The organism is Alteraurantiacibacter aestuarii, from assembly GCF_009827405.1.
Classification (GTDB): Bacteria; Pseudomonadota; Alphaproteobacteria; order Sphingomonadales; family Sphingomonadaceae; genus Alteraurantiacibacter; species Alteraurantiacibacter aestuarii.
On sequence record NZ_WTYY01000004.1, the window covers coordinates 275,368 to 296,511 of the forward strand.

25 protein-coding genes and 1 tRNA gene are annotated in these 21,144 nt (G+C 62.0%); 10 read left to right on the forward strand and 16 right to left on the reverse strand.

Annotation, left to right across the window (positions count from 1 at the left end):
* Positions 1 to 29 precede the first annotated feature (29 nt).
* Positions 30 to 335: a metalloregulator ArsR/SmtB family transcription factor gene (locus GRI32_RS09580; RefSeq protein WP_160591640.1), complete on the forward strand. Its 306-nt coding sequence runs from the start codon at positions 30 to 32 to the stop codon at positions 333 to 335.
* Positions 332 to 994 carry an SdpI family protein gene (locus GRI32_RS09585; protein WP_160591642.1) on the forward strand — a complete coding sequence of 221 codons (663 nt, stop codon included), beginning with the start codon at positions 332 to 334 and terminating at the stop codon, positions 992 to 994. Before GRI32_RS09580 ends, GRI32_RS09585 begins: the two co-directional genes overlap by 4 nt.
* On the opposite strand, the gene typA is transcribed toward GRI32_RS09585, so the two are convergent.
* The gene (gene typA, locus GRI32_RS09590; protein WP_160591643.1) at positions 991 to 2,817 is read right to left on the reverse strand and encodes a translational GTPase TypA; all 1,827 of its coding nucleotides are present in this window, start codon (positions 2,815 to 2,817) and stop codon (positions 991 to 993) included. The genes GRI32_RS09585 and typA overlap by 4 nt on opposite strands.
* A 327-nt stretch (positions 2,818 to 3,144) precedes the next feature.
* Between typA and GRI32_RS09595 the strand changes: the two genes are divergently transcribed.
* The gene (locus tag GRI32_RS09595) at positions 3,145 to 5,841 is read left to right on the forward strand and encodes a TonB-dependent receptor (RefSeq protein WP_202386011.1); all 2,697 of its coding nucleotides are present in this window, start codon (positions 3,145 to 3,147) and stop codon (positions 5,839 to 5,841) included.
* Between the two features lie 69 nt (positions 5,842 to 5,910).
* On the opposite strand, the gene GRI32_RS09600 is transcribed toward GRI32_RS09595, so the two are convergent.
* Together GRI32_RS09600 and GRI32_RS09605 are read right to left on the reverse strand one after the other, a co-directional pair.
* Positions 5,911 to 8,445 (reverse strand): ABC transporter permease, encoded by a 2,535-nt coding sequence (locus GRI32_RS09600; protein WP_160591645.1) that lies wholly within the window; start codon positions 8,443 to 8,445, stop codon positions 5,911 to 5,913.
* Entirely contained in the window at positions 8,442 to 9,158 is a 717-nt protein-coding gene (locus GRI32_RS09605; protein ID WP_160591647.1) for an ATP-binding cassette domain-containing protein, read from the reverse strand. The genes GRI32_RS09600 and GRI32_RS09605 overlap by 4 nt, the downstream gene beginning before the upstream one ends.
* A 57-nt stretch (positions 9,159 to 9,215) precedes the next feature.
* Here GRI32_RS09605 and GRI32_RS09610 point away from each other — a divergent pair, with 57 nt between their 5' ends.
* Positions 9,216 to 9,914: an arylesterase gene (locus GRI32_RS09610; protein ID WP_202386012.1), complete on the forward strand. Its 699-nt coding sequence runs from the start codon at positions 9,216 to 9,218 to the stop codon at positions 9,912 to 9,914.
* Here GRI32_RS09610 and recF read toward each other — a convergent pair.
* Positions 9,911 to 10,996 (reverse strand): DNA replication/repair protein RecF, encoded by a 1,086-nt coding sequence (recF, locus tag GRI32_RS09615; protein ID WP_160591649.1) that lies wholly within the window; start codon positions 10,994 to 10,996, stop codon positions 9,911 to 9,913. The two genes, GRI32_RS09610 and recF, sit on opposite strands and share 4 nt — an antisense overlap.
* A gap of 223 nt (positions 10,997 to 11,219) precedes the next feature.
* Here recF and GRI32_RS10880 point away from each other — a divergent pair, with 223 nt between their 5' ends.
* Together GRI32_RS10880 and GRI32_RS09620 are read left to right on the forward strand one after the other, a co-directional pair.
* Entirely contained in the window at positions 11,220 to 11,348 is a 129-nt protein-coding gene (locus GRI32_RS10880; RefSeq protein WP_272916792.1) for a hypothetical protein, read from the forward strand.
* Positions 11,345 to 11,557: a PspC domain-containing protein gene (locus tag GRI32_RS09620; RefSeq protein ID WP_160591651.1), complete on the forward strand. Its 213-nt coding sequence runs from the start codon at positions 11,345 to 11,347 to the stop codon at positions 11,555 to 11,557. Before GRI32_RS10880 ends, GRI32_RS09620 begins: the two co-directional genes overlap by 4 nt.
* A 28-nt stretch (positions 11,558 to 11,585) precedes the next feature.
* Here the strand turns inward: GRI32_RS09620 and GRI32_RS09625 are convergent, their stop codons facing one another.
* On the reverse strand, positions 11,586 to 12,323 hold the full coding sequence (locus tag GRI32_RS09625; RefSeq protein WP_160591653.1) for a queuosine precursor transporter: 738 nt from the start codon (positions 12,321 to 12,323) through the stop codon (positions 11,586 to 11,588).
* Between the two features lie 59 nt (positions 12,324 to 12,382).
* On the opposite strand from GRI32_RS09625, the gene GRI32_RS09630 reads away from it, so the two are divergent.
* Positions 12,383 to 12,459 (forward strand) — tRNA-Arg (locus GRI32_RS09630).
* A 220-nt stretch (positions 12,460 to 12,679) separates the two neighbouring features.
* Here GRI32_RS09630 and GRI32_RS09635 read toward each other — a convergent pair.
* Genes GRI32_RS09635 through leuC form a run of 9 tightly spaced genes read right to left on the reverse strand, consistent with a single transcriptional unit; the run spans position 12,680 to position 17,698 of the window.
* Entirely contained in the window at positions 12,680 to 13,294 is a 615-nt protein-coding gene (locus GRI32_RS09635; RefSeq protein WP_160591655.1) for an SOS response-associated peptidase, read from the reverse strand.
* A gap of 12 nt (positions 13,295 to 13,306) precedes the next feature.
* Positions 13,307 to 13,930, reverse strand: coding sequence for a hypothetical protein (locus GRI32_RS09640; RefSeq protein WP_160591657.1), 624 nt, complete (start codon positions 13,928 to 13,930; stop codon positions 13,307 to 13,309).
* Between the two features lie 42 nt (positions 13,931 to 13,972).
* The gene (grxD, locus tag GRI32_RS09645; RefSeq protein WP_160591659.1) at positions 13,973 to 14,302 is read right to left on the reverse strand and encodes a Grx4 family monothiol glutaredoxin; all 330 of its coding nucleotides are present in this window, start codon (positions 14,300 to 14,302) and stop codon (positions 13,973 to 13,975) included.
* A 30-nt stretch (positions 14,303 to 14,332) separates the two neighbouring features.
* Complete coding sequence (locus tag GRI32_RS09650; protein WP_160591661.1) at positions 14,333 to 14,566, reverse strand: BolA/IbaG family iron-sulfur metabolism protein; 234 nt, start codon at positions 14,564 to 14,566, stop codon at positions 14,333 to 14,335.
* 19 nt (positions 14,567 to 14,585) lie between these two features.
* Positions 14,586 to 14,909: a DUF1476 domain-containing protein gene (locus tag GRI32_RS09655; RefSeq protein ID WP_160591663.1), complete on the reverse strand. Its 324-nt coding sequence runs from the start codon at positions 14,907 to 14,909 to the stop codon at positions 14,586 to 14,588.
* Positions 14,910 to 14,955: 46 nt separating this feature from the next.
* Positions 14,956 to 15,558 carry a 3-isopropylmalate dehydratase small subunit gene (gene leuD / locus GRI32_RS09660; protein WP_160591665.1) on the reverse strand — a complete coding sequence of 201 codons (603 nt, stop codon included), beginning with the start codon at positions 15,556 to 15,558 and terminating at the stop codon, positions 14,956 to 14,958.
* Positions 15,558 to 15,719 carry an isopropylmalate isomerase gene (locus tag GRI32_RS09665; protein ID WP_160591667.1) on the reverse strand — a complete coding sequence of 54 codons (162 nt, stop codon included), beginning with the start codon at positions 15,717 to 15,719 and terminating at the stop codon, positions 15,558 to 15,560. The genes leuD and GRI32_RS09665 overlap by 1 nt, the downstream gene beginning before the upstream one ends.
* Before the next feature lie 55 nt (positions 15,720 to 15,774).
* A complete protein-coding gene (locus tag GRI32_RS09670; RefSeq protein WP_160591787.1) occupies positions 15,775 to 16,263 on the reverse strand; it encodes a DNA-deoxyinosine glycosylase in 489 nt (162 codons plus the stop codon).
* Positions 16,256 to 17,698, reverse strand: a complete 1,443-nt coding sequence (gene leuC, locus GRI32_RS09675; RefSeq protein ID WP_160591669.1) for a 3-isopropylmalate dehydratase large subunit — start codon at positions 17,696 to 17,698, stop codon at positions 16,256 to 16,258. The genes GRI32_RS09670 and leuC overlap by 8 nt, the downstream gene beginning before the upstream one ends.
* Before the next feature lie 111 nt (positions 17,699 to 17,809).
* Here leuC and GRI32_RS09680 point away from each other — a divergent pair, with 111 nt between their 5' ends.
* The 3 genes from GRI32_RS09680 to GRI32_RS09690 all read left to right on the forward strand — a co-directional run bounded on the left by GRI32_RS09680 (position 17,810) and on the right by GRI32_RS09690 (position 20,472).
* A complete protein-coding gene (locus tag GRI32_RS09680) occupies positions 17,810 to 18,235 on the forward strand; it encodes an acyl-CoA thioesterase (protein WP_160591671.1) in 426 nt (141 codons plus the stop codon).
* A gap of 118 nt (positions 18,236 to 18,353) precedes the next feature.
* Entirely contained in the window at positions 18,354 to 18,872 is a 519-nt protein-coding gene (locus GRI32_RS09685; RefSeq protein WP_160591673.1) for a sterol desaturase family protein, read from the forward strand.
* 103 nt (positions 18,873 to 18,975) lie between these two features.
* Positions 18,976 to 20,472: a hypothetical protein gene (locus tag GRI32_RS09690; RefSeq protein ID WP_160591675.1), complete on the forward strand. Its 1,497-nt coding sequence runs from the start codon at positions 18,976 to 18,978 to the stop codon at positions 20,470 to 20,472.
* Here the strand turns inward: GRI32_RS09690 and GRI32_RS09695 are convergent.
* Both GRI32_RS09695 and GRI32_RS09700 read right to left on the reverse strand, forming a co-directional pair.
* Positions 20,469 to 20,876, reverse strand: coding sequence for a SufE family protein (locus GRI32_RS09695; protein ID WP_160591676.1), 408 nt, complete (start codon positions 20,874 to 20,876; stop codon positions 20,469 to 20,471). The two genes, GRI32_RS09690 and GRI32_RS09695, sit on opposite strands and share 4 nt — an antisense overlap.
* Positions 20,877 to 20,899: 23 nt before the next feature.
* Positions 20,900 to 21,139, reverse strand: a complete 240-nt coding sequence (locus GRI32_RS09700; protein ID WP_419866767.1) for a hypothetical protein — start codon at positions 21,137 to 21,139, stop codon at positions 20,900 to 20,902.
* Positions 21,140 to 21,144: the final 5 nt, after the last annotated feature.

Sequence of the window (21,144 nt, forward strand, 5' to 3'; positions counted from 1 at the left end):
CGTTCATTTAGCCTATTCGCTAAATAGCTATGCATGATGTCTTCGACGCTTTGTCCCATCCGATTCGCCGTCAGGTGCTCGAACTGCTCAAGCAGGGCGGCATGTCTGCGGGCGATCTGGCAGACCATTTCCCGGTCTCCAAGCCGACCATGTCGGGCCATTTCGCCAAGCTCAAGGCCGCCGGGCTGATCCTGGGCGAGAACCGGGGCGGGTCGATCATCTACACGCTCAACATGACCACGCTGGAAGAGGCGGTGATGGGCTTCATGGGGCGGATGGGGCATCGCAATGCCATGCATGAAGACCTGCCTGTTGGAGAAGGAAAGAAGACATGAGGGTAAGGGGATTGCTGATCGCTTCGCTGCTGGTGGTGGCCGCGATGGTGGGTTTTGCGTTCTATATGGATGCAACCTTGCCCGAAGGAGGGATGTTGCCCGTCCACTTCAACGCCGCCGGTCAGCCGGACCGTTATGACAAGGCGCTGACCGCCCTGCTGGTGGCGCCAGTCTCGCTGCTGGTGGTGTCGCTGATCATGGCTGCCACGCCTTTTCTGGAGCCGTTGCAGAACAAGCTGGAGCAATCCGCGCCGCTGCTGCGCGCGGTGTGGATTGGCATGATCGTGGTGATGATTTTCGTGCAGGTCAGCATCGCCGCGCCCGCACTGGGCTGGCAGCTGCCCCCGCGGATGTTCTACGCGGTGATCGGCATGTTTCTGATATTCCTGGGCAATATGCTGCCCAAGAGCCGACCGAGCTTCTTTGTCGGCATACGCACGCCGTGGACCATCATGGATACCGACAACTGGATCGCCACGCACCGGCTGGGCGGCAAGCTGATGATGGCCGCCGGAGCGGTCATCATCATCAATGCCTTTGTCGAAACCAGCGAGGGCGTGGCCATTGCCTTGCTGCTGGGTCCAATCCTGATCGCCGCCTTCGTTCCCTTCGTCTACAGCTGGTGGCTGTGGCACCAGAAGAAGGCGAGCGGCAGTTAGCTCGCCTTGGCGGAGCGGCTGGCCTTCTTGCGTTCGTTCGGATCGAGGTGACGCTTGCGCAGGCGGATGGAAGTCGGCGTGACTTCGACCAGCTCATCATCATCGATATAGGCAATCGCCTGTTCCAGCGTCATCGTCCGCGGCGGGGTCAGGCGAATGGCATCGTCCTTGCCCGATGAGCGGATGTTGGTCAGCTGCTTGGCCTTCATCGGGTTAACCTCAAGGTCACCCGGCTTGGCGTTCTCGCCGATGATCATGCCTTCGTACAGGGGCACGCCGTGGCCGACGAACAGGATGCCGCGATCTTCCAGCGAATTGAGCGAATAGGCATTCGCCTCGCCCGTACCGTTGGAGATCAGCACGCCGTTCTTGCGGCCTTCGATCTTGCCCTTGTGCGGGCCATACTTCTCGAACAGGCGGTTCATGATGCCGGTGCCGCGCGTGTCGGACAGGAATTCACCGTGATAGCCGATCATGCCGCGTGACGGGGCAGAGAAGGTGATGCGGGTCTTGCCGCCGCCGGACGGACGCATGTCGGTCAGTTCACCCTTGCGCACAGCCATCTTCTCGACAACCGTGCCCGAATGTTCGTCATCCACATCGATGATGACGGTTTCATACGGCTCGGTCTTCTTGCCGTTCTCGTCTTCGCCAAACAGCACGCGCGGGCGGCTGATGCCCAGCTCGAACCCTTCGCGGCGCATCGTTTCGATCAGCACGCCCAGCTGAAGTTCTCCGCGTCCGGCAACTTCGAAGCTGTCCTTGTCGTCTGCTTCGGTCACGCGGATGGCGACGTTGGATTCAGCTTCGCGCAGCAGGCGGTCACGGATCATGCGCGATGTGACCTTGGTGCCTTCACGGCCGGCCATCGGCGAATCGTTCACGGCAAAGCGCATGGACAATGTCGGCGGATCGATTGGCTGCGCGTGCAGCGGCTCGGTAACTTCAGGATCGCAGATGGTGTTGGAAACCGTGGTGGTGGTCAGGCCCGCAATGGAAATGATGTCACCGGCATTGGCTTCGTCCACAGGCACGCGCTCGAGCCCGCGGAAAGACATGATCTTGGATGCGCGGCCGGTCTCAACGACATTGCCGTCATTATCCAGGCTGTGGATCGGGCTGTTGATCTTGAGCGAGCCGGAGAACACCAGGCCGGTAAGAATACGGCCAAGGAAGTTGTCGCGATCGAGCAGCGTCACCAGGAATTTGAACGGGCCGTCGGGATCTGCCGAGGGAGGCGGCACGTGATCGACGATCTTCTGGAACAGCGGCGTCAGCGTGCCTTCGCGCGACTGCGGGTTCTCACTGGCATAGCCGTTGCGGCCAGACGCGTAGAGGACCGGGAAATCGAGCTGTTCGTCACTGGCGTCCAGGCTCACGAACAGGTCGAAAACCTCGTCCAGCACTTCCTGGATACGCTCGTCAGGGCGGTCGACCTTGTTGACCACGACAATTGGCTTGAGGCCAAGGGCCAGTGCCTTGCCGGTTACGAACTTGGTCTGCGGCATTGCGCCTTCGGAGGAATCGACCAGCAGGATCACGCCATCGACCATCGACAGGATACGCTCCACCTCGCCGCCGAAATCGGCGTGGCCCGGCGTATCGACGATGTTGATCCGCGTACCTTCCCAATCCACGCTGGTACATTTTGCCAGAATGGTAATGCCGCGTTCCTTCTCCAGGTCATTGCTGTCCATGGCGCGTTCTTCAACGCGCTGGTTTTCACGGAAGGTGCCGGACTGGCGGAACAACTGGTCGACGAGCGTGGTTTTGCCGTGGTCGACATGGGCGATGATCGCCACATTGCGTAAGGGCGCGGACATAAAATAGGACCTTGGATTTGCGGGAGCAGGATTCTTGGCAAATTGCCTCTGCTGACGGGCAAGCCCCTAGCGGAGCATGGCTGCGGCTGCAAGGCGCAAGAAAACCGCGGAAACCGTGGGATTATGCCAGAAAACCCTCCGGTGCCTCCTCAGGCGTGTGATGTTTTTGCACCATCAGTAGTTTCTTGCGCAACTTATTTCCATATGCGGATTGTTCTTACCGATTGCGCAAACTAATCCGCGCGGCCAAACTACAGACACTCAGGTCCGCCAAACAGATGCCGAAACAAGGCACAAACGGACCGAGAGGGAGAGATGGAGAAACACATGAAGATCAGGAACGCCGGCACCGCCGGTTATACCCGCATGTTTCTTTGCGGGGTCGCAGCCGTTGCACTTACAGCCCCTGTGGCTGTCCAGGCGCAGGATCAGGATGCAGCCCAGCAGGAAGCTGAAGATGCCGACGCCAGCACCGGCAATTCCATTATCGTTACCGCCACCAAGCGCGAAACCACGTTGCAGGAAACACCCGTTGCCGTCAGCGTGACGACGGCCGAGACGCTTGAACGCGGCCAGATCCGCGATTTGCGCGACCTGCAGAGCGTGGTCCCCTCGCTCCAGGTCGGTCAGCGCCAGAGCGTGGCCAACACCAATTTCTTCATCCGCGGCTTTGGCAATGGCGCCAATAATGCCGGTATCGAGCCCTCGGTAGGCGTGTTTGTGGACGGCGTATATCGTTCGCGCACGGCCGCCCAGATTACCGATCTGCCCAACGTCAGCCGCATCGAAGTGCTGCGCGGTCCGCAATCAACGCTGTTTGGCAAGAATGCCTCTGCCGGTGTGATCTCGATCACCACGCAGGAACCGCAGTTCGATCTAGAGGCGATGGGTGAATTCACCTATGGCAATCGCGACATGGTGATTGCCAGGGGTTTTGTGACCGGGCCGCTGTCCGATACGGTTGCAGCCAGCATCTCCGGCGGCATCAACCAGCGCGACGGCTACCTGCAGGACCTTGGCACGGGCGACAAGACCAACAACCGTGATCGCTGGTTCGTGCGCAGCCAGTTGCTGTTCGACAATCACGATAATTTCTCGGCCCGCTTCATTGCCGATTACGATTCGATCGATGAAAACTGCTGCGGCGTCGTCAACGTGCGCAGCAGCCCGGCCACCGGCGCCATTCTGGCGCTTGGCGGCAAGGTCACCGATCCGGCCGATCCGTTCGCCGGCGTGGTCTACAACAATTTCAATTCGACCAATGATATCGAGAACTACGGCTTCTCCGGCCAGCTCGATTACGACTTTGGCGGCTTCACGCTGACTTCGATCACGGCCTATCGCAACACCAATGCGGTGACCGCGCAGGATTCGGATTTTTCCAGCGCGAACCTGATCTATCCCAATGCGCAGGACCTCACGATTGACACGTTCACGCAGGAAGTGCGCCTGGCAGGTGAGCTGACAGACGGCATCGATATGCTGGTTGGCGTCTTCTATCTTGCCGAGGATGTCGATCAGACCAACGACCTGCTGTTTGCCAACCAGTTCCGTCCCTATGCCAACCTGCTGATACAGGCTGGCACGGGCGGGGTGTTTGACGTGCCGACGCTCGAAGCCACTTTCAGCTTCTTCGACGGGGTCAATTACGCCGGACAGTTCTTCGCCGATGGTCAGGGTTTCGATGAGGCCTACACGCTCAAGTCCGATGCGGTGTCCATCTTCGGCCAGTTCGATTTCGAGATCGCCGACGGGCTGGTGCTGACGCTGGGCGGCAATTACACCGATGACAGCAAGACCTTTACGGCCAATGCGATTTCCAGCGACGTGTTCTCGTCAATCGATCTGGACGCGCCGCAATATGCGGCCTTCCGCAATCAGGTGCTGTATGAAGGCGGTGTCGCCCAGACCGTTGGCGATGCGCTGGGTCTGGACCGGCTGGCAACCGAGGCCGAGATTTTCGCCTTTGCGACCGACCCGGACACCGCCGCCTTCTTCCCGACCATTCAGGCCGGTGCACAGGCCTATGCCGATGCCAACATGAACAATCCGCTGGCCAATCCGCTGGCGCCGCTGCGGGCCTTGCAGTTCCTGCCGCCGTTCCTGGCTGTTCCCAACCAGGTGGAAAGCGGCAAGGTTGGCGATGACAACTTCAGCTACACCGCCCGGCTGGCCTATGATCTCTCACCCGATGTCAATGTCTATGCCAGCTATGCCACCGGCTTCAAGGCCAGCTCCATCAACCTGTCGCGTGACAGCCGGCCTTTCCTGGCGGATCGCGCGGCGATCCTGAATGCCGATCTGGGCGTCAACAACCTGACCTATGGCAGCCGCTATGCCGCGCCGGAAAAATCGCGAGTGATCGAAGCTGGCATCAAGGCCAATCTGGATGATCTGTCGGTCAATCTGACGGTGTTCGATCAGGTCATCAAGGGCTTCCAGTCCAACATCTTCACCGGCACCGGCTTTGCCCTGCTCAACGCAGGCAAGCAGAGCACATTCGGGATCGAGCTGGACGGCGTGGCGACCTTTGGCGATCTGACGATCAACTTCGGCGGCACCTATCTGGACCCGGTCTATGACGATTTCCAGAACAGCTCCGTCGGCAACCTCACCGGCACGCGTCCGGCCGATGTTCCCGAATTTACCGTGCTGCTGGGCGCGCAATACGAATTCGATATCGGCCATGCCGTTATCGTCCCGCGCGTTTCCTATCTGTGGCAATCGCGCGAGCAGCTGATCGAGGGCCTGCCGGGCTTCCTGGTGCGCGGTCCTGACGGGGCGATTCTGGACAATACCGCGGCGCTTGCCGTGGCGGTTCCCTTCACCCGCGAGGTGAACGACCTGACCGCATCGATTGCCTATGAATGCGAATGCGGCGTGAGCCTGTCTGTCTGGAGCCGCAACCTGCTCAACAAGCAGGATCTCGGCGTGATCTTCGATTCGCCTGCGCAACCGGGTGCGGTTTCGGCCTATCCCAGCGATCCGCGCAGCTATGGCGCAACGGTTCGTTTCCGCTACTGACCGGGCAGAACACCACAACTGAACAAGGGGAAGGGGGCTTTTGCGGCCCCCTTTTTCTTGTCCGTAATCTTACAGGTTGCGCAGTGTGCTGGCTGGTCTGGCGCGCAACAGCGGCAGAGATGCGGCAAAGGCGAAGATCAGCACCAGTGCCAGGCCTGCGCCCAGCACGGCCAGGATACGCGGCCAGTCCGGCAGCCATTCGAATTCGAACATCTGCACGATCACCAGCCAGGCGATACCGCTGCCCAGCGCCAGCGCCACCAACGCCAGGATCGCTGCCAGCAGGCCGAACTCTGCAAATTGCAGGCCCAGAAGCTGCCCCCTGCTGGCGCCCAGTACGCGCAGGATCACCGTGTCATAGATGCGCGCGGCACGCGCTGCGGCAATCGCGCCCAGCAATACGGCGATGCCCGCCAGCACCGCCACCGATGCCGCCGCCAGAATGGCCAGCGCCACCTGATCCAGAATATTGCGCGCCTCTGCCAATATCGGGCCGACCTCGATCACCGAACTGGAAGGGAAGGCCTGCACCAGCTGGCGCAGCAGGTCGCCCGGCTGTGCCCCATCGGCAAAGGCCACGGTGGCGGCAACATTATGCGGCGCATCGGCCAGCGCATTGGGGGAGAAGATGAAGACGTAGTTGAAGCCCAGACTTTCCCAGTCGATCCGGCGGAAATTGGCAATGCGGGCACTGCGTTCCACGCCCAGAATGCCCACGGTGATGATATCGCCCAGTTGCAGACCCGCAGCCTGCGCCGTATCGGCATCGACAGAGACCAGCGGCTCCCCGTCATAAGCGGCAGGCCACCATTCGCCCGCAGTCAGCACGTTGCCCTGCGGCAGCGCGTCGGCATAGGTCAGCCCGCGTTCCCCGCGCAGGCCCCAGGCACCTTCCGGCGCCTCTTCCTGCTGGCTGACGTAGGTGAGGTTGTCTTCAGGCCCATAGGCCAGCACAGCCCCGCGCAATGTGGGCGTGGTCTCCACCGTCGATCCGGGCGCGCGCGCCTCGATCATGGCGGTGAACTGCTCCACGCCATCTCGGGGCAGGTCGAGCACGAAATAATCGGGCGCAATGGCGGGGACGGAGCGCTGGATATTGCCGTTCAGGCTGGTCTGGACGGCCGCCAGCAGCACGAAGGCGGAAAGGCCAAAGCCCAGCGCGGTCACCAGCGATCCGGTGGCAGAGCCGGGGCGGTAGAGATTGGCCAGCGCGGCGCGGATTATCGGGTTGGACGGGCGAGGCCAGTTCTGTGCAGCCTTGCGGATCATGCGGCCCAGCAGGGCCAGCAGCAGCAGCATCGCCACCGCGCCGCCCATGAACACCGCAGACAGGCCCGGCGTGGGCGAGCCGATCAGCACCAGCGCGGTAATCCCGGCAAGTCCCGCAATCACCGGCACAGCCGCGCTGCGCCAGCTGCTGACCAGCGGCGATACGCGCGAACGCATCAGCGCCATTGCAGGAAAATCACGCGCACGCATCAGCGGCGGCGCGGCAAAGATCAGCGCCACCAGCAGGCCGAAGGCGGCGGCGCGCAGCAGGGCAGCGACATCGATCACCAGATCGGTGTTGACCGGTAGCAGCGATCCCAGCGCCTTAGCCAGCAGCGGAGTGACCAGCACGCCCGCAGCCAGTCCCGCCACCGATCCGATGACCGCCGCAGCGCCGATCTGCAGGCCATAGATGCGGGCGATATCGCCGCTGGTCGCGCCCAGAATTTTCAGCGTGGCAATGCTGGCGCGGCGCGCTTCCAGATAGGATGCCACGCCGCCGCCAATGCCGATGCCGGCAATCACCAGCGCCGCCAGCCCCACCAGCGTGAGGAATTCACCCATGCGCGAAACAAAGCGCTCTGCACCCGGAGAAGCGCGGTCCCTCGTGCGCGTATCCAGCCCCGCTTCGGGGAAGGCCTGCGCCACCGCCTCTTCGACAGAGGCGGGGTCGTAATTGCCGTCAAAGCGCAGGCGGGTCTTGGTTTCATACATCGCGCCCGGCGCGGTCAGCCCGGCTTGCTCAGGCACATCGAAGGGCACGATCACTGTCTGGCCCAGCGAAAAGCCCTCGCTCAGCCGGTCAGGCTCGTCCTCGATAATGCCCGCCACCGTCAGCGGCAGGCGGCCCAGCGTGAAGCGATCGCCCGGGCCGATGCCCAGCCTCTGCGCCACGCCCAGCGCGATCCATGCCTGGCCCTGCGGCGGCGCGCCCATGGTGCTGCCGCCATCAAGCGTCAGCTCGCCATAGAGCGGCCAGTTGTCATCCACGGCCTTGAGTTCAATCGGAGCGGTTGCCTCTTCGGTGCTGGCCATCGCCTGCATTCTGAGGCCTTGTGACAGCGTGCCGTAACCTTCGAGGAATTCATTCTCCTCCTGCGTCAGCGGGCGCTGGTAAACCTCGACTTCGAAATCGCCGCCCAGAAGCACCTGCCCCTGCTGGTTCAGCTCACCGCGAATGGCGGAGGTGAGCGATCCGATCGCCGCCAGTGCGCCAACGCCCAGGAACAGGCAGACCAGCAGCAGCCGCAGTCCGCGAAACTGCCGGTGCAGGTCACGCCGGGCAATCCGCCATGCGGTGCCCCAGCCAAGGCTCGCAGAGCCTCGTTCGTTCATGCCGCGCCCGGTGTTGCAGCCATCAGGTCTGTTTCGATGCGGCCGTCTGCCAGCGTGACCACCCGGTCGCATTTCTGCGCCAGCGCCTTGTCATGGGTGATGATCACCAGCGTTGCGCCGGTCTGCGCGCGCCGTTCGAACAGCACGTCGACAATGCTGGTGCCGGTGGTGGTATCCAGATTGCCAGTCGGCTCATCGGCAAAGATCAACGGCGGGCGCGGCGCGATGGCGCGGGCGATGGCGACACGCTGCTGCTCCCCGCCGGAAAGCTGCGCGGGATAATGCGTCAGCCGGTGGCCAAGGCCCACGGCCTCAAGTTCCGCAGCAGCACGCGCCCATGCGTCTTTCTCTCCTGCCAGTTCCAGCGGAGTGGCGACGTTTTCCTGCGCGGTCATGGTCGGCAGCAGATGGAAGGCCTGCAACACAATGCCGATGCGGCCCCGGCGGGCCAGCGCCAGCGCGTCCTCGTTCATGGCTGCAAAATCGGCTCCTGCCACCATCAGCGTGCCTGATGAGGCGCGCTCCAGCCCGGTCAGCACCGCCATCAGCGAGCTTTTGCCCGAACCCGACGGGCCAAGCAGGGCCAGCGTCTCGCCTGCCGGAACGAGAAGGTCGATGCCGCGCAGGATCTCCACGGCAGACGGGCCTTCGCCCAAAGTCAGCCGAAGATCGCGCGCCTCGATAGCGAATTGGTTTTTCTGGGGACTTGTCACAAGCCTGCGATGGCATAGCTATGGTGCACACACAAGATGGCTGGAAGTCGGTATAGTATGCGTATTGGCGGTTTATGGATGGGGTTGGCGGCGCTTTCACTGGCAGGCTGCGGGGCAGAGGCTCCGCCCACCCAGCAGCAGGTGGCCGAACCTGCGCCGATCACGGAAGACCTGCCCGTGATAGGACCGGAGCGGACTATCCTCGCCTTTGGAGACAGCCTGTTCGCCGGCTATAATCTGGCCGAGGATGAGGGATATCCGGAGAAACTGGAAGTGGTGCTGCGCGCCAGCGGCATCAATGCCCGCGTGATCGATGCGGGCGTATCGGGCGATACCACCGCAGCGGGTGCCCAGCGGATCGGCTTCGTGCTCGATAATGAGGCGCAAAAGCCCGATCTGGCAATTGTCGAGCTGGGCGGGAATGATCTGCTGCGCGGGATTACCCCCGATGCCACGCGCGAGAATCTGACCGCCATCATGCAGGAACTGGCCGCTCGCGATATTCCGGTGCTGGTGATGGGCATGCGCGCGCCGCCCAATCTGGGCGTGCAGTATCAGGAGGATTTCGATTCCATCTATCCCGATCTTGCCGCCCGCTTCGATGCCGCGCTGGTGCCCTTTTTCCTTGAAGCGGTTTATGACCAGCCGCGCCTGATCCAGGCCGATCGCATCCATCCAACGGCCGAAGGGATCGAGGCGATTGTGGCAGCCACGGCCGGGTCGGTTGCCGCAGCCCTGCCGGATGCAAAAGACTAGAGCCGCACAACTTTTCCGTCGGTGACCTGCCAGACGGCGGCTCTGCCCTCGATTTCGGCGAATGGGGCGCGTTCTGTGCCCGTCAGCCATATCTGTGCGCCGCTTGACCCCAGCCGTTCGAACAGCGCCGCGCGGCGGACCGGATCGAGGTGAGCCGCCACTTCGTCCAGCAGCAGCACGCCGGGGCGATTGCCCGCAGCCAGCACGGCATGGGCCAGCGTGATGGCGATCAGCATGGCCTTTTGCTCCCCGGTTGAGCACAGCGCGGCGGGCACGTTCTTTCCCGCCATCACCACTTCCAGCTCATCCCGGTGCGGGCCTGACAGCGTGCGGCGGGCGGCCCTGTCGCGTTTGCGATTGCGGTCAAATTCGGCGCGCAAGGCCTGTTCGCCCAGGGGGCCTCCGGGCCGGTATGTCAGGGTGGGCCGGGCAAAGGGCTCTGCCGGCAACACCTCCAGCTGCGTGGCGAGTTGCTGGATCAGCGCGGCGCGTCCCTGTGCCAGCAGGGAACCGCTTTCAGCCATCTGCAATTCAATCGATTCCAGCCAGGTCTTGTCGGGTTCACGATCGTCAGACAGCAGGCGGTTTCTCTCGCGCAGGCTTGCCTCATAGCGGGTGGCATGGCGCGCATGTGCCGGGTCCACGGCCACCGTCAGCCGGTCCAGATAGCGGCGCCTGGTGCCTGCGCTTTCAGCGAACAGGCGATCCATCGCCGGGGTCAGCCAGCCCATGGAAAGCCATTCGCCAAGGCTGATCGCGCTGGCGCTGGTGGAATTGATGTGCACGATGCGCCGTCCGGGCTGCGCTGCCAGCGTGCCGGTTCCCAGCTTGACCGGATCGCTGCCATCGCCCTGATCGAGCGCGGCACTGACCGCAAAGCTGCCATCCCCGCCCTGACCCGCCATTTCCGCCATGGAGGCACGGCGCAGGCCGCGGCCCGGTGAAAACAGTGACAGGGCCTCCAGCACATTGGTCTTTCCCGCGCCGTTCTCTCCCACCAGCAGGTTGAAGCGCGCCGTGCCGTCCAGCCGGGTTTCGGCATGGTTGCGGAAGGTGGAAAGGGTGATCCGGTCGAGTGCCATGGTGCGATCCGGCAATTAGGCGAGGCGGCGGCGCGTGACCATGCAAAATGCCATTTCCAAATATTGGTGAAAAATCCCAACTCTCAGGATTGAGGGCGCTCAAATCTTTCGGCGAGCTGAACGGAAATGGCGGAATTCTGCCATTTTCTGCATTTGGCACACTTGCTGCAGTGTAGTTTGCATCGGGCAAATGAAAGCCCGGCAACCAATCAGGGGAAATGAAATGTCGAACGAAAACAGCTTTTTTCACCGCGCCGCCGCCGCTTTTGGTGCTGTCGCAATGTCCATGGCACTTCTGGTGAGCTACTTTGCAACTCCCGAAGTGCAGGCTGCCGCGACGATGCTGGCATGAGCCAGCTGAGTCAGCAGCCAGTCGGCGGTCCTCCGAAGAAATTCGGGCTCGATCGCCAGAACGGCAAGATCGCAGGTGTCTGCGCCGGTCTTGCCCGTTATTTCAAGATCGATCCGCTGGTGGTTCGATTGATCTTCGTGATCGGTGCGGTTGCCGGTGTCGGCAGTTTCATCCTGATCTATCTTGCGATCTGGGCGCTGGCGGACTGATCCGCCGGCGTCCCGACGCCTGCCGCGCTTAACGCGCCTTGGCGAAAGGCGAAAAGTCGGTTCCCGTGTCGAAAACCTCCACGCCCTCGCGGCGCTTGAGGAAATTGACCACTCCGTAAGTGACCGGCGTCAGCAGCGCCTCCCAGCCGGTCTTCAGCGCCCATTGCGTCAGCGCCACGGTGATCACCAGTTGGGTGGTCCACCCTTCCGCACCCATGAAGGCAAGCGGGTAGAACAGCGCACTGTCCACGCCCTGGCCGACAATGGTCGAACCGATCGTGCGGCTCCACAAAGCCTTGCCCTGTGTCCAGATCTTCATCTTCGCCATCACATAGGAATTGACGAATTCTCCGGCCCAGAAGGCGATGATGGAGGCAAAGACTATGCGCGGGACTTGCCCGAAAACCTGCTCATAGGCGTCCTGCCCGCCCCAGTCGGCGGCCGGTGGCAGGGCGACCACAACCCACGCCATGAAGGCCATGAACAGCAGCGCGGCAAAGCCTGCCCAGATGCAGCGCCTTGCATGGGCATAGCCATAGACTTCGGTCAGTACGTCACCGATCACGTAGGACACCGGGAAGAACAGGATACCTGCGCCAAAGGGCCACAGGCCAACGCCGGGCAGGATGACTTCGGAAACCTTGCCCGCGCCGATCACGTTGGACAGCAGCAGTATGGTGACAAAGGCCGCCATCACATAATCGAAATAGCGAAACTGCCGTCCGGCACCCGCCTTTCCGTCCAGTTGTTGCGGCTGCCTGTTCATCGAAGTGCAGCCTATCGCGATTTGCGCCCGGCGCAAAGCCCGCTATGGACCACCGCGACGCGCCCATAGCTCAGCTGGATAGAGCACGGGACTTCTAATCCTGAGGCCGCAGGTTCGACTCCTGCTGGGCGCGCCAGTTTTGTCGGAAATTTTTACACGCGGTGCGCGCGTTAAGGTTTCGCCAACCATCGTCTCCCGCACAAATCCGCCAAACCGCAAAACTGGCACGGCTCGTGCAATGTTATTGGCGTACCCAAGAGGGTCTTCGAACGAGGTGGGGCCGAACCCCTGGATCCCCAAAGTCTCCCGGCTCCACCTCCCCGAAGCCCCGCTCTCCCCAACAATCAGACGAAGTTCTAGCGGTGACCGGCCCAAGGCACGTCGGTGCGCGTCATGATCATGTCCCCTGCATAAGGCTGGCACAGATCGAAAGCCGCCTGCGGATCATCACCCAGATATTGCTGCCAGTTTTCGGGCGGGATAATCACCGGCATGCGGTGATGCACGCTGCGCATCTGCGCATTGGCGCCGGTGATCACCATCGTATAGGCGGGGCCCCATTCTGCGGTATCGCGCCACAATCCGGCGATGGCGAACAAGGGCGTATCGGGCAGGGTAAACCAGGTGCGGGTCTTGGCGCCCTTTTCCCCTTCGGCCTCGGCGAATTCGGAAACCGGGATCAGGCAGCGCCGCGATTTGAAGCTGGCCGACCAGAACGGGCTGCCCAGCTTGTCACTGCGGGCATTGTTGACCGGCTTGGGCTTCAGCGGCTGGCCCTTGGCGCCCTTGCGCGCCAGCGGGAAGCCCCAGTTCATCTGTTGAATGCGCCGGTCAGCCAGCACCAGGCCGGGATATCCGGGATAGATTTCTGCGGGGGAATTGCCCGGCGCCACGCGCATGTCTGCCCCGATGGCAGAAAAGAAATCCGCCACTTCGGTGCGGCTCTGGTTCATGCGGTAGAGATTGCACATGTCGCCGTGGGATCAGTAACCCGCTTCGGCTGCGGGCACGGGACCGGCGGTGAAGCCACCAGCCATCGGCCAGATCAGGTCACCGGTGATAACCCCCATGCTCATCGGCAGGCGTGAGCTGGCGAGGAAGTGAATTTCGCTGGGGTTGCGGCCCATGTCATAGCGGGTGACGAAGACACTCAGGCCCAGTTCGGGATTGTCCGGGTCCCATTCAATCGTTTCGCAGCCTTGCGTGAGCGGCTCCACCGGGCCGATTTCATCGTTCGGACCGATCATCACCCGGAAATTCTCACCCAGGGCGAAAGATCGCTCCTTGCCCGATGTGTTGACCAAGTAAACGGGCGTTCTGCCATCCGCCTCTTGCGGCAGGACCACAGGTTGGAAAGCGACCGCGTCGCAGGCATCGTCAGGCTGGGCGGCGATGTACTCGCGGATTTCGGCGATTGCCTCAATCTGGGCAGGTTGCATCTGCTGCGATGAATCGGGCGCGCTCAACTGCTCGGCAATCAGCGCGGCACGCTGCTGCGCCTGGCTTGCCGCGGCCATCCGCGCTTCAATATCCGCAGGCTCAAAATCCTGTGCGGCGGCGGCGCTGGCCAGCGACAGCATGGCTGGCAACAGAATGATGCGCTTCATCGAAAACTCCCGCCGTGTGTAATCGGTGGGAGCGTAGAGCGATCACTCGGCCTTGGCGACCTGCTTTTCATCCAGCAGCTGCTGCAATTCGCCAGCTTCGTACATTTCCATCATGATGTCGCTGCCGCCGACGAATTCACCCTTCACATACAGTTGCGGGATGGTCGGCCAGTCAGAGAAACCCTTGATGCCCTGGCGAATCTCCATGTCCTGCAACACGTCGACGCTTTCAAAGGCGACATTGCAGTGATCGAGGATCGCGCAGGCGCGGTTGGAGAAGCCGCACTGCGGAAACAGCGGCGTGCCCTTCATGAAGAGAACCACGTCGTTCTCGTTCACGATCTTGGAAATGCGTTCATTTGTCTCGGACATGGGTCCCACCAATTTGTTCTGTTGAAGCCATCAATTGGGAACGGACGTGCTCAGTTGCAAGGCATGGAGTTCGCCGCCCATCCGGCCGCCCAGCGCTTCATAAACCATCTTGTGCTGCGCGACGCGCGTCTTGCCCCTGAAGGCTGCGGATTCCACGCGGGCCTGATAATGGTCGCCATCATCCACCAGCGCGGTGATCTCTACCACGGCATCAGGAAGTGCGGCCTTGATCAGGGCTTCGATATCCGCCGCTGGCATCGCCATCAGATCATGCTCCGCTTCATCAGGATTCGCTCATGAACTGGCGGCGAGCCTCGATCGCCTTTTCTTCCAGCTGGGCGCGCACGGTGGATTCGTCCACGTCGCATCCGGCAGCGGTAAGATCGCCAACCAGCTTGCGGATCACATCCTCGTCGCCCGCTTCCTCAAAATCGGCCTGTACCACCGCCTTCTTGTAGGCTTCGGTCTCTTCCGGGGTGAGGCCCATCACCTGCGCCGCCCATTCGCCCAGCAGGCGGTTGCGGCGGGCAGCAATGCGAAAGGCATTGTCCTCGTCAAAGGCGAACTTGGCTTCTTCCGCGCGCTCGCGGTCCTTGAAATCGGTCATTTTGATAGCCCTTTATCCAGTTGGATATATTTTGCCTGAGGCTGGGTCAGGCGGCAAGCCCGGTTCCGCGCGCCAGCCAAGGTTTTTCCTGCGCCAGACGCTGCTCATATCCGGTTATGGCGTCCTTGCGGGTAAGCGTGAGGCCAACCTCATCAAGACCCTGCAGCAGGCAGAACTTGCGGAATGGATCAATCTCGAAACTGAAACGATCCTGGAACGGCGAGGTCACGATCTGGCTTTCCAGGTCAATCGTGATCGGATCGGTCCGGGCCACTTCCATCAAACGGTCCACCTGATCCTGCGGCAGGACCACAGTGAGAATGCCGTTCTTGAAGGCATTGCCCGCGAAGATATCCGAAAAGCTGGGGGCGATTACCGCCTTCACGCCCATATCGAGCAAGGCCCATGCGGCGTGTTCGCGGCTGGAACCGCAGCCAAAATTGTCACCGGCGATGATGATCGGCGATCCCTTGTACTGCGGATCGTCGAACACATTGGCCGGATCCTTGCGCAAGGCCTCAAACGCCCCGCGGCCAAGCCCGTCACGGCTGACGGTCTTGAGGAAATGGGCGGGGATAATGATGTCCGTGTCGACATTCTTCATGCCGAAGGGGTACGCGCCCCCTTCAACCTGCGTGACAGGATCCATCAATCGGTCTCCGGATTTTCGCCGGAGGGGATGGCAGGAAGCTGCGCAGGCTCATTGCTCTTGTCCTTGCGCTTGTTCACGTAAATCAACGCCGCAGCCACAGCTGCAGAACCGATCGCGCCGGCAATGGCGGCTTTTCCAGTGGGGAATTTCTTGGTCATGATTCTTCAATGGGCGTAGGCGGATTTGGTTGCAAGATTGACGGGCGGAAAAGATTCACTTCAGGAATTGGCCCAGCTCCATCCACCGCGCCTGTTTCCCCGCCAGATTCATCGCTGCATAGGCCGGGCTGGAGGAGGGCAGGCTGACCAGCATATAGGGTGAGCCTGCCAGCAATTTGCTGCCGATCCGGGCGGATTTGGCGCCGTTGAAGCCGATGGCGCGCAGGGCGGGGAGTTGGGCGCACAGATCGTGCAGGCTGTTGTGGCTCTCCTCGCGAATGGCACTGTCCAGGCTGCCTTCCCGGTGTGCCGATTGCACAGTGTCCCACAGGCCGATCCCGGCATTCAGCAGGGCTTGCAGGCGAAGCTCGTAATCCAGCGCAACAAGATCGCGGCCGATCACCGCGCCGACAAGCTGCCAGAACTGGTTGCGCGGATGGGCATAATATCGCCCGGCGGCCAGCGATGCCTCACCCGGCAGGCTGCCGAGCAACAGCAGCCGCGTATCGGGCGATACGACCGGAGGGAAACCTGCCTTACGCAGGCTGCTTGCTCAGCTCCCGCACGTCGGCAAGCCTGCCTGCAACGGCAGCGGCTGCCGCCATCGACGGGCTGACCAGATGCGTGCGCGCGCCGGGTCCCTGTCGGCCCACGAAATTGCGATTGCTGGTGGAGGCTGAGCGTTCGCCCATGGGCACCTTGTCCGGGTTCATGCCAAGGCACGCCGAACAGCCCGGCTCACGCCATTCCAGCCCGGCATCGATGAACACCTTGTCCAGCCCCTCGGCCTCGGCCTGGATTTTGACGAGGCCGGAACCCGGCACCACGATGCCCCATTTGATGTTGGGGTGTATGTGGCGGCCGCGCAGAACCTCTGCTGCGGCGCGCAAGTCCTCGATCCTGCTGTTGGTGCACGAACCGATGAAGATGTTCTGCACTTCGATTTCGTCCATCCGCTGCCCCGGCTCCAGCCCCATGTAATCAAGGCTGGCGCGCGCGGCTTTCTGCTTGGAAGGATCGGCAAAGCTGAGCGGATCGGGCACCACGCCGCCGATGGGCACCACGTCTTCAGGGCTGGTGCCCCAGGTGACGGTCGGCTCGACTTCGGTGGCATCGATCACCACGGATTTGTCAAACACCGCGCCTTCATCGCTGTGCAGTGTCTTCCAATAGGCGACGGCCTTGTCCCATTCCTCACCCTTGGGGGCGAAGTTGCGCCCTTTGAGATAGGCAAAGGTGGTTTCATCGGGCGCGATCATCCCGCCGCGCGCGCCGCCCTCTATGCTCATGTTGCATACGGTCAGGCGGCTTTCGATGGACATGTCCTCAAACACCTTGCCGCGATATTCGATCACATGACCGGTGCCGCCGGCGGTGCCGATCACGCCGATGATGTGCAGGATCAGATCCTTTGAGGTGATGCCGGGGCCAAGTTCGCCCTCCACCCGGATTTCCATGGTCCTGGACTTGCGCAGCAGCAGCGTCTGCGTGGCGAGCACGTGCTCCACCTCGCTGGTGCCGATGCCAAAGGCCCATGCGCCAAGCCCGCCGTGGCAGGCGGTGTGGCTGTCACCGCAAACGATAGTGGTGCCGGGCAGGGAGAAGCCCTGTTCCGGGCCGACCACATGGACAATTCCCTGTTCCTTGGCCGTCGCACCGAAGTAGCGCACGCCAAAGGCCGGGGCATTGGCTTCCAGCGCGGCCAGCTGCGCAGCGCTTTCCTGATCGGCAATGGGAATGCGATTGCCATCGGCGTCCACCCGCGCCGTGGTGGGCAGGTTGTGATCGGGCACCGCCAGCGTCAGTTCCGGGCGGCGGACCTTGCGGCCGGAAAGGCGCAGGGCTTCAAAGGCCTGCGGGCTGGTCACTTCGTGGACCAGATGGCGATCGATGAAGATCAGGCAGGTGCCGTCATCGCGTTGTTCCACGACGTGGGCATCCCAGATCTTGTCATAAAGGGTGCGGTGTTTTGCAGACATGCAGCCCCGTTAGCCGCCAATGCCACTTTACGGCAAGCTGCGCGCGGCGAAGGAATTCTTTTTCGCGCCAAATGACTTGGAAAAGAAACAATTCTGCACTAACTGACAATTATGTCAGCAAATGCACATGCCATTCCGATTCACATCACCCCCGATGATATTGATTTCATGGGCCACGTGAACAATGCCCGCTATCTGAACTGGGTTCAGGACGTGGTGCTCAGCCATTGGCGCAAGGTCGCCCCGCCGGAAACGGTGGCCGCGCATGCGTGGGTGGCCCTCAAGCATGAGATTACCTATCGCCGCCCGGCTTTCCTGAAGGATGACGTGGTGGCCAGCACGGTGCTGGAAAAGATCGCCGGTGCGCGCGCCTTCTACAACACGGTGATCGACCGCGGCGGCGAAGTGCTGGCCGAAGTGCAGAGCATGTGGTGCTGCATCGATACCAACACGCTGCGCCCGGCGCGGATTGACCGCAATGTGGCGGAGAAATATTTCGGTCTGCCGCGCCAGCAGAAGACCTACACCGGCGAATAGGGCGCGGCGTTGCTGACTGGGCGCCGCTGAGTGGGCGCCGCTGAGTGGCGTTGCTGAAAGGTGAGGGGGCCAAAGGTCCGCTTTGCCTCCGGCCCATACCGCGCCTATACAGGCAGCCATGCAGATCGCAGTTCCAATCCTGATTGTGCTCGCCACCATATTGGCGATGGAATGGGTCGCCTGGGCGAGCCACAAATACATCATGCACGGCTGGGGCTGGGGCTGGCACCGTGACCATCATGAGCCGCATGACAAGATCTTCGAAAAGAACGACCTGTACGGCGTAGTGGGCGCGGTGATGAGCATTTCCATGTTCGCGCTGGGCAGCACGATGGTGCTGGGCGATGCGGCCTGGTGGCCGGCCACCTTCATCGGCCTGGGCATTCTTGGTTACGGCATCATCTATACGCTGGTGCACGATGGGCTGGTCCACCAGCGCTATTTCCGCTGGGTGCCCAAGCGCGGCTATGCCAAGCGGCTGGTGCAGGCGCACAAGCTGCACCACGCCACCATCGGCAAGGAGGGCGGGGTCAGCTTCGGCTTTATCTTCGCCGACGATCCGGCGCGGCTGAAGGCAGAACTCAGGCGCCAGCGAGAGGCCGGCATTGCCGTTGTCCGGGACAGCGCCGGAGCCTGAGGCCGGAATTTTCCGGCGTTAGGAATTTCACAGAGTTTGTGCCCCTATAAGGCACGCTTCCAAATGCCGTTGGCTGGCAGGTTTGCGCTGTCATGGAGGCTGCATGTATCGCTCCGACCCGTGGCACAAACTCGCACTGGCCATCGTGCTGGCGGCTGCTGTGGCCTTTTCCGCCGCCGCCATCATGGCGCGCGGGCCGTGGTACGATGAATTCTACACTCTCTACGCCGCCGACCCGGGCCTTGGCTTTGCCGATGCGCTGGTGCAGCGTTGGCTGCCGGATAACCACCCGCCGCTGTATTATGCCTTGAGCTGGGCCAGCGGCTGGCTGGGAGAGGCCGTGGAGGCGCGGCGCTTCATCAATCTTGGCATCCTGCTGATGGCTGCGTTCGCGCTTTTCCTGCTGGGGCAGTGGCGGCCTGAATTTCGCCGTGTCGGCTTGCTCTATGCCATTGCTCTGGTCAGCTTAGACCCTGCTGTGCTCCAGGTGGCGCAATTGCGATCCAACTTCCTCGCTTATGCAAGCGCGGCGGTGCTCGTTGCCGCCCTGACGGTGATTGCCAATCCTGCCTCACCAAAGCCCGTGCGGCGTGACTGGACTTTTCTGGGGATTGCCCTTGCCATCGCCTTCAATGTCCACCTTACCGCCACGGTGATTTGCGCCGCCGTGGGCGCGGCATTCGGGGTGTGGATCTTGCTGCGCCGCGACTGGCCGCAGTCCATCGGCCTTGTGATTACCGGGCTGATTGCAGCCTTGCCCTTCATCATCCTGATAGCGATGCAATTTGGCCGGATGGAGGAGAACACGCGGGTTTTCTGGATACCCGGCGGCTTCGATGCGGCGCGCTGGGCGCTGGAAAACGAGCTTGTCGGCTGGGCCGGAGACAACATCGCCCTGACCGTGGTTGGCGCCATGGGGATCGGCTATCTGGTGCAGGCAGCGGTAAGGGAGCGCCAGCTTCCGCCGGAATTCCAGCTGGTTCTTGCCCTGGCGGCCGGTGCCGCTCTGGCCACCACTATCCTGCTGGCCGTGCACATGTGGCGACCGATCATCCTGGGGCGCTATCTGGTGGCATTGGCCCCGCTCATCGCGATGATCCTGGCAGTCGGCGCCTCGGTCATTCTTGGCCGGGTCAATGCTCTGCTCAGGCTTGCGGCGATTGCCACCATGCTGATGATCATGGGCCTGTCGCTTTCGCAGAAGCTGGACATGGTGCGCGCCCTGCCTTCATGGAACGGCACCGCCGGCAGGATCGCTGAAATCTCCCGCCAATGCCCCGATACGATCGTGCATCCGGCACTCGACTGGAACAGGCCGACGATGGACTTGCCACCGGCGGACAACCGGCGCGTGATGCCCATGGCCTATCGCCTGATGGCGCAGCGCCATGACTTTTCTGTCGAGGATGAAGCCTCCCGCCGGATGTCTGCCGATTGCCCGACGGTGTTCTGGGCCGAACACGTTGCCGGGCAGCAGGATGGCCAGGCTGAAATAACCGCGCGCTTGCTGCAACAGGGATATCCGGTCGGGGAAACCCGGTTCGAACAGATCGGCGATGGCTGGATATTGCTCTCGAATGCGCCGGGAATGCTTCCCTAGGCCGCAGCGATCCGAGCGGCGTGCTGTTTGACCAGCGCGATCATGTTGGGAACGCCCTGCGTGCGGTTGGAGGAGAGCTGGTTCTTCAGGTCGAACGGTTCGAGAGCGGCGATCACGTCCATTTGCGCAACCTCGCCGGCCGGGCGGTCCTGCACGGCGGAAATCACCAGCGCGACGATCCCCTTGGTGATCGCGGCGTTGCTGTCCGCCAGGAAATGCAGATTTTCGGCATTGCCGGTGGGATAGACCCAGACCTGCGCTGAACATCCGCGCACCAGAGTGGCGTCTGTCTTCAGCGGCTGGGGCATATCCTCAAGCTCTCGCCCCAGTTCGATCAGCAGGCGATATCGTTCATCGCCTTCGAGGAATTCATATTCTTCCTGGATGTCTTCAAGCGTGCGCATGGGGCGCATCTAGTGGCTTGGCGCTACAAATCCACCCCATTGGCGATGGCTTCCAGCTTGCGGATGCGTTCTTTCAGGTCCGCCAGCTCTATCCGGGCGGCACCTTCGCGTACGCCGCCTTCGATTTCCATCGGCATGGTGCGCAGGTTCAGTTCGCGCTCCTTCAGCGCCAGCCAACCCTGCCAGCCTTTCAGCATGGCGGTGGCCAGGATCATCATGCCCAGCAGTGAACAGCTGGCAATCAGCAATTGTTCGCTCAACATTCCCT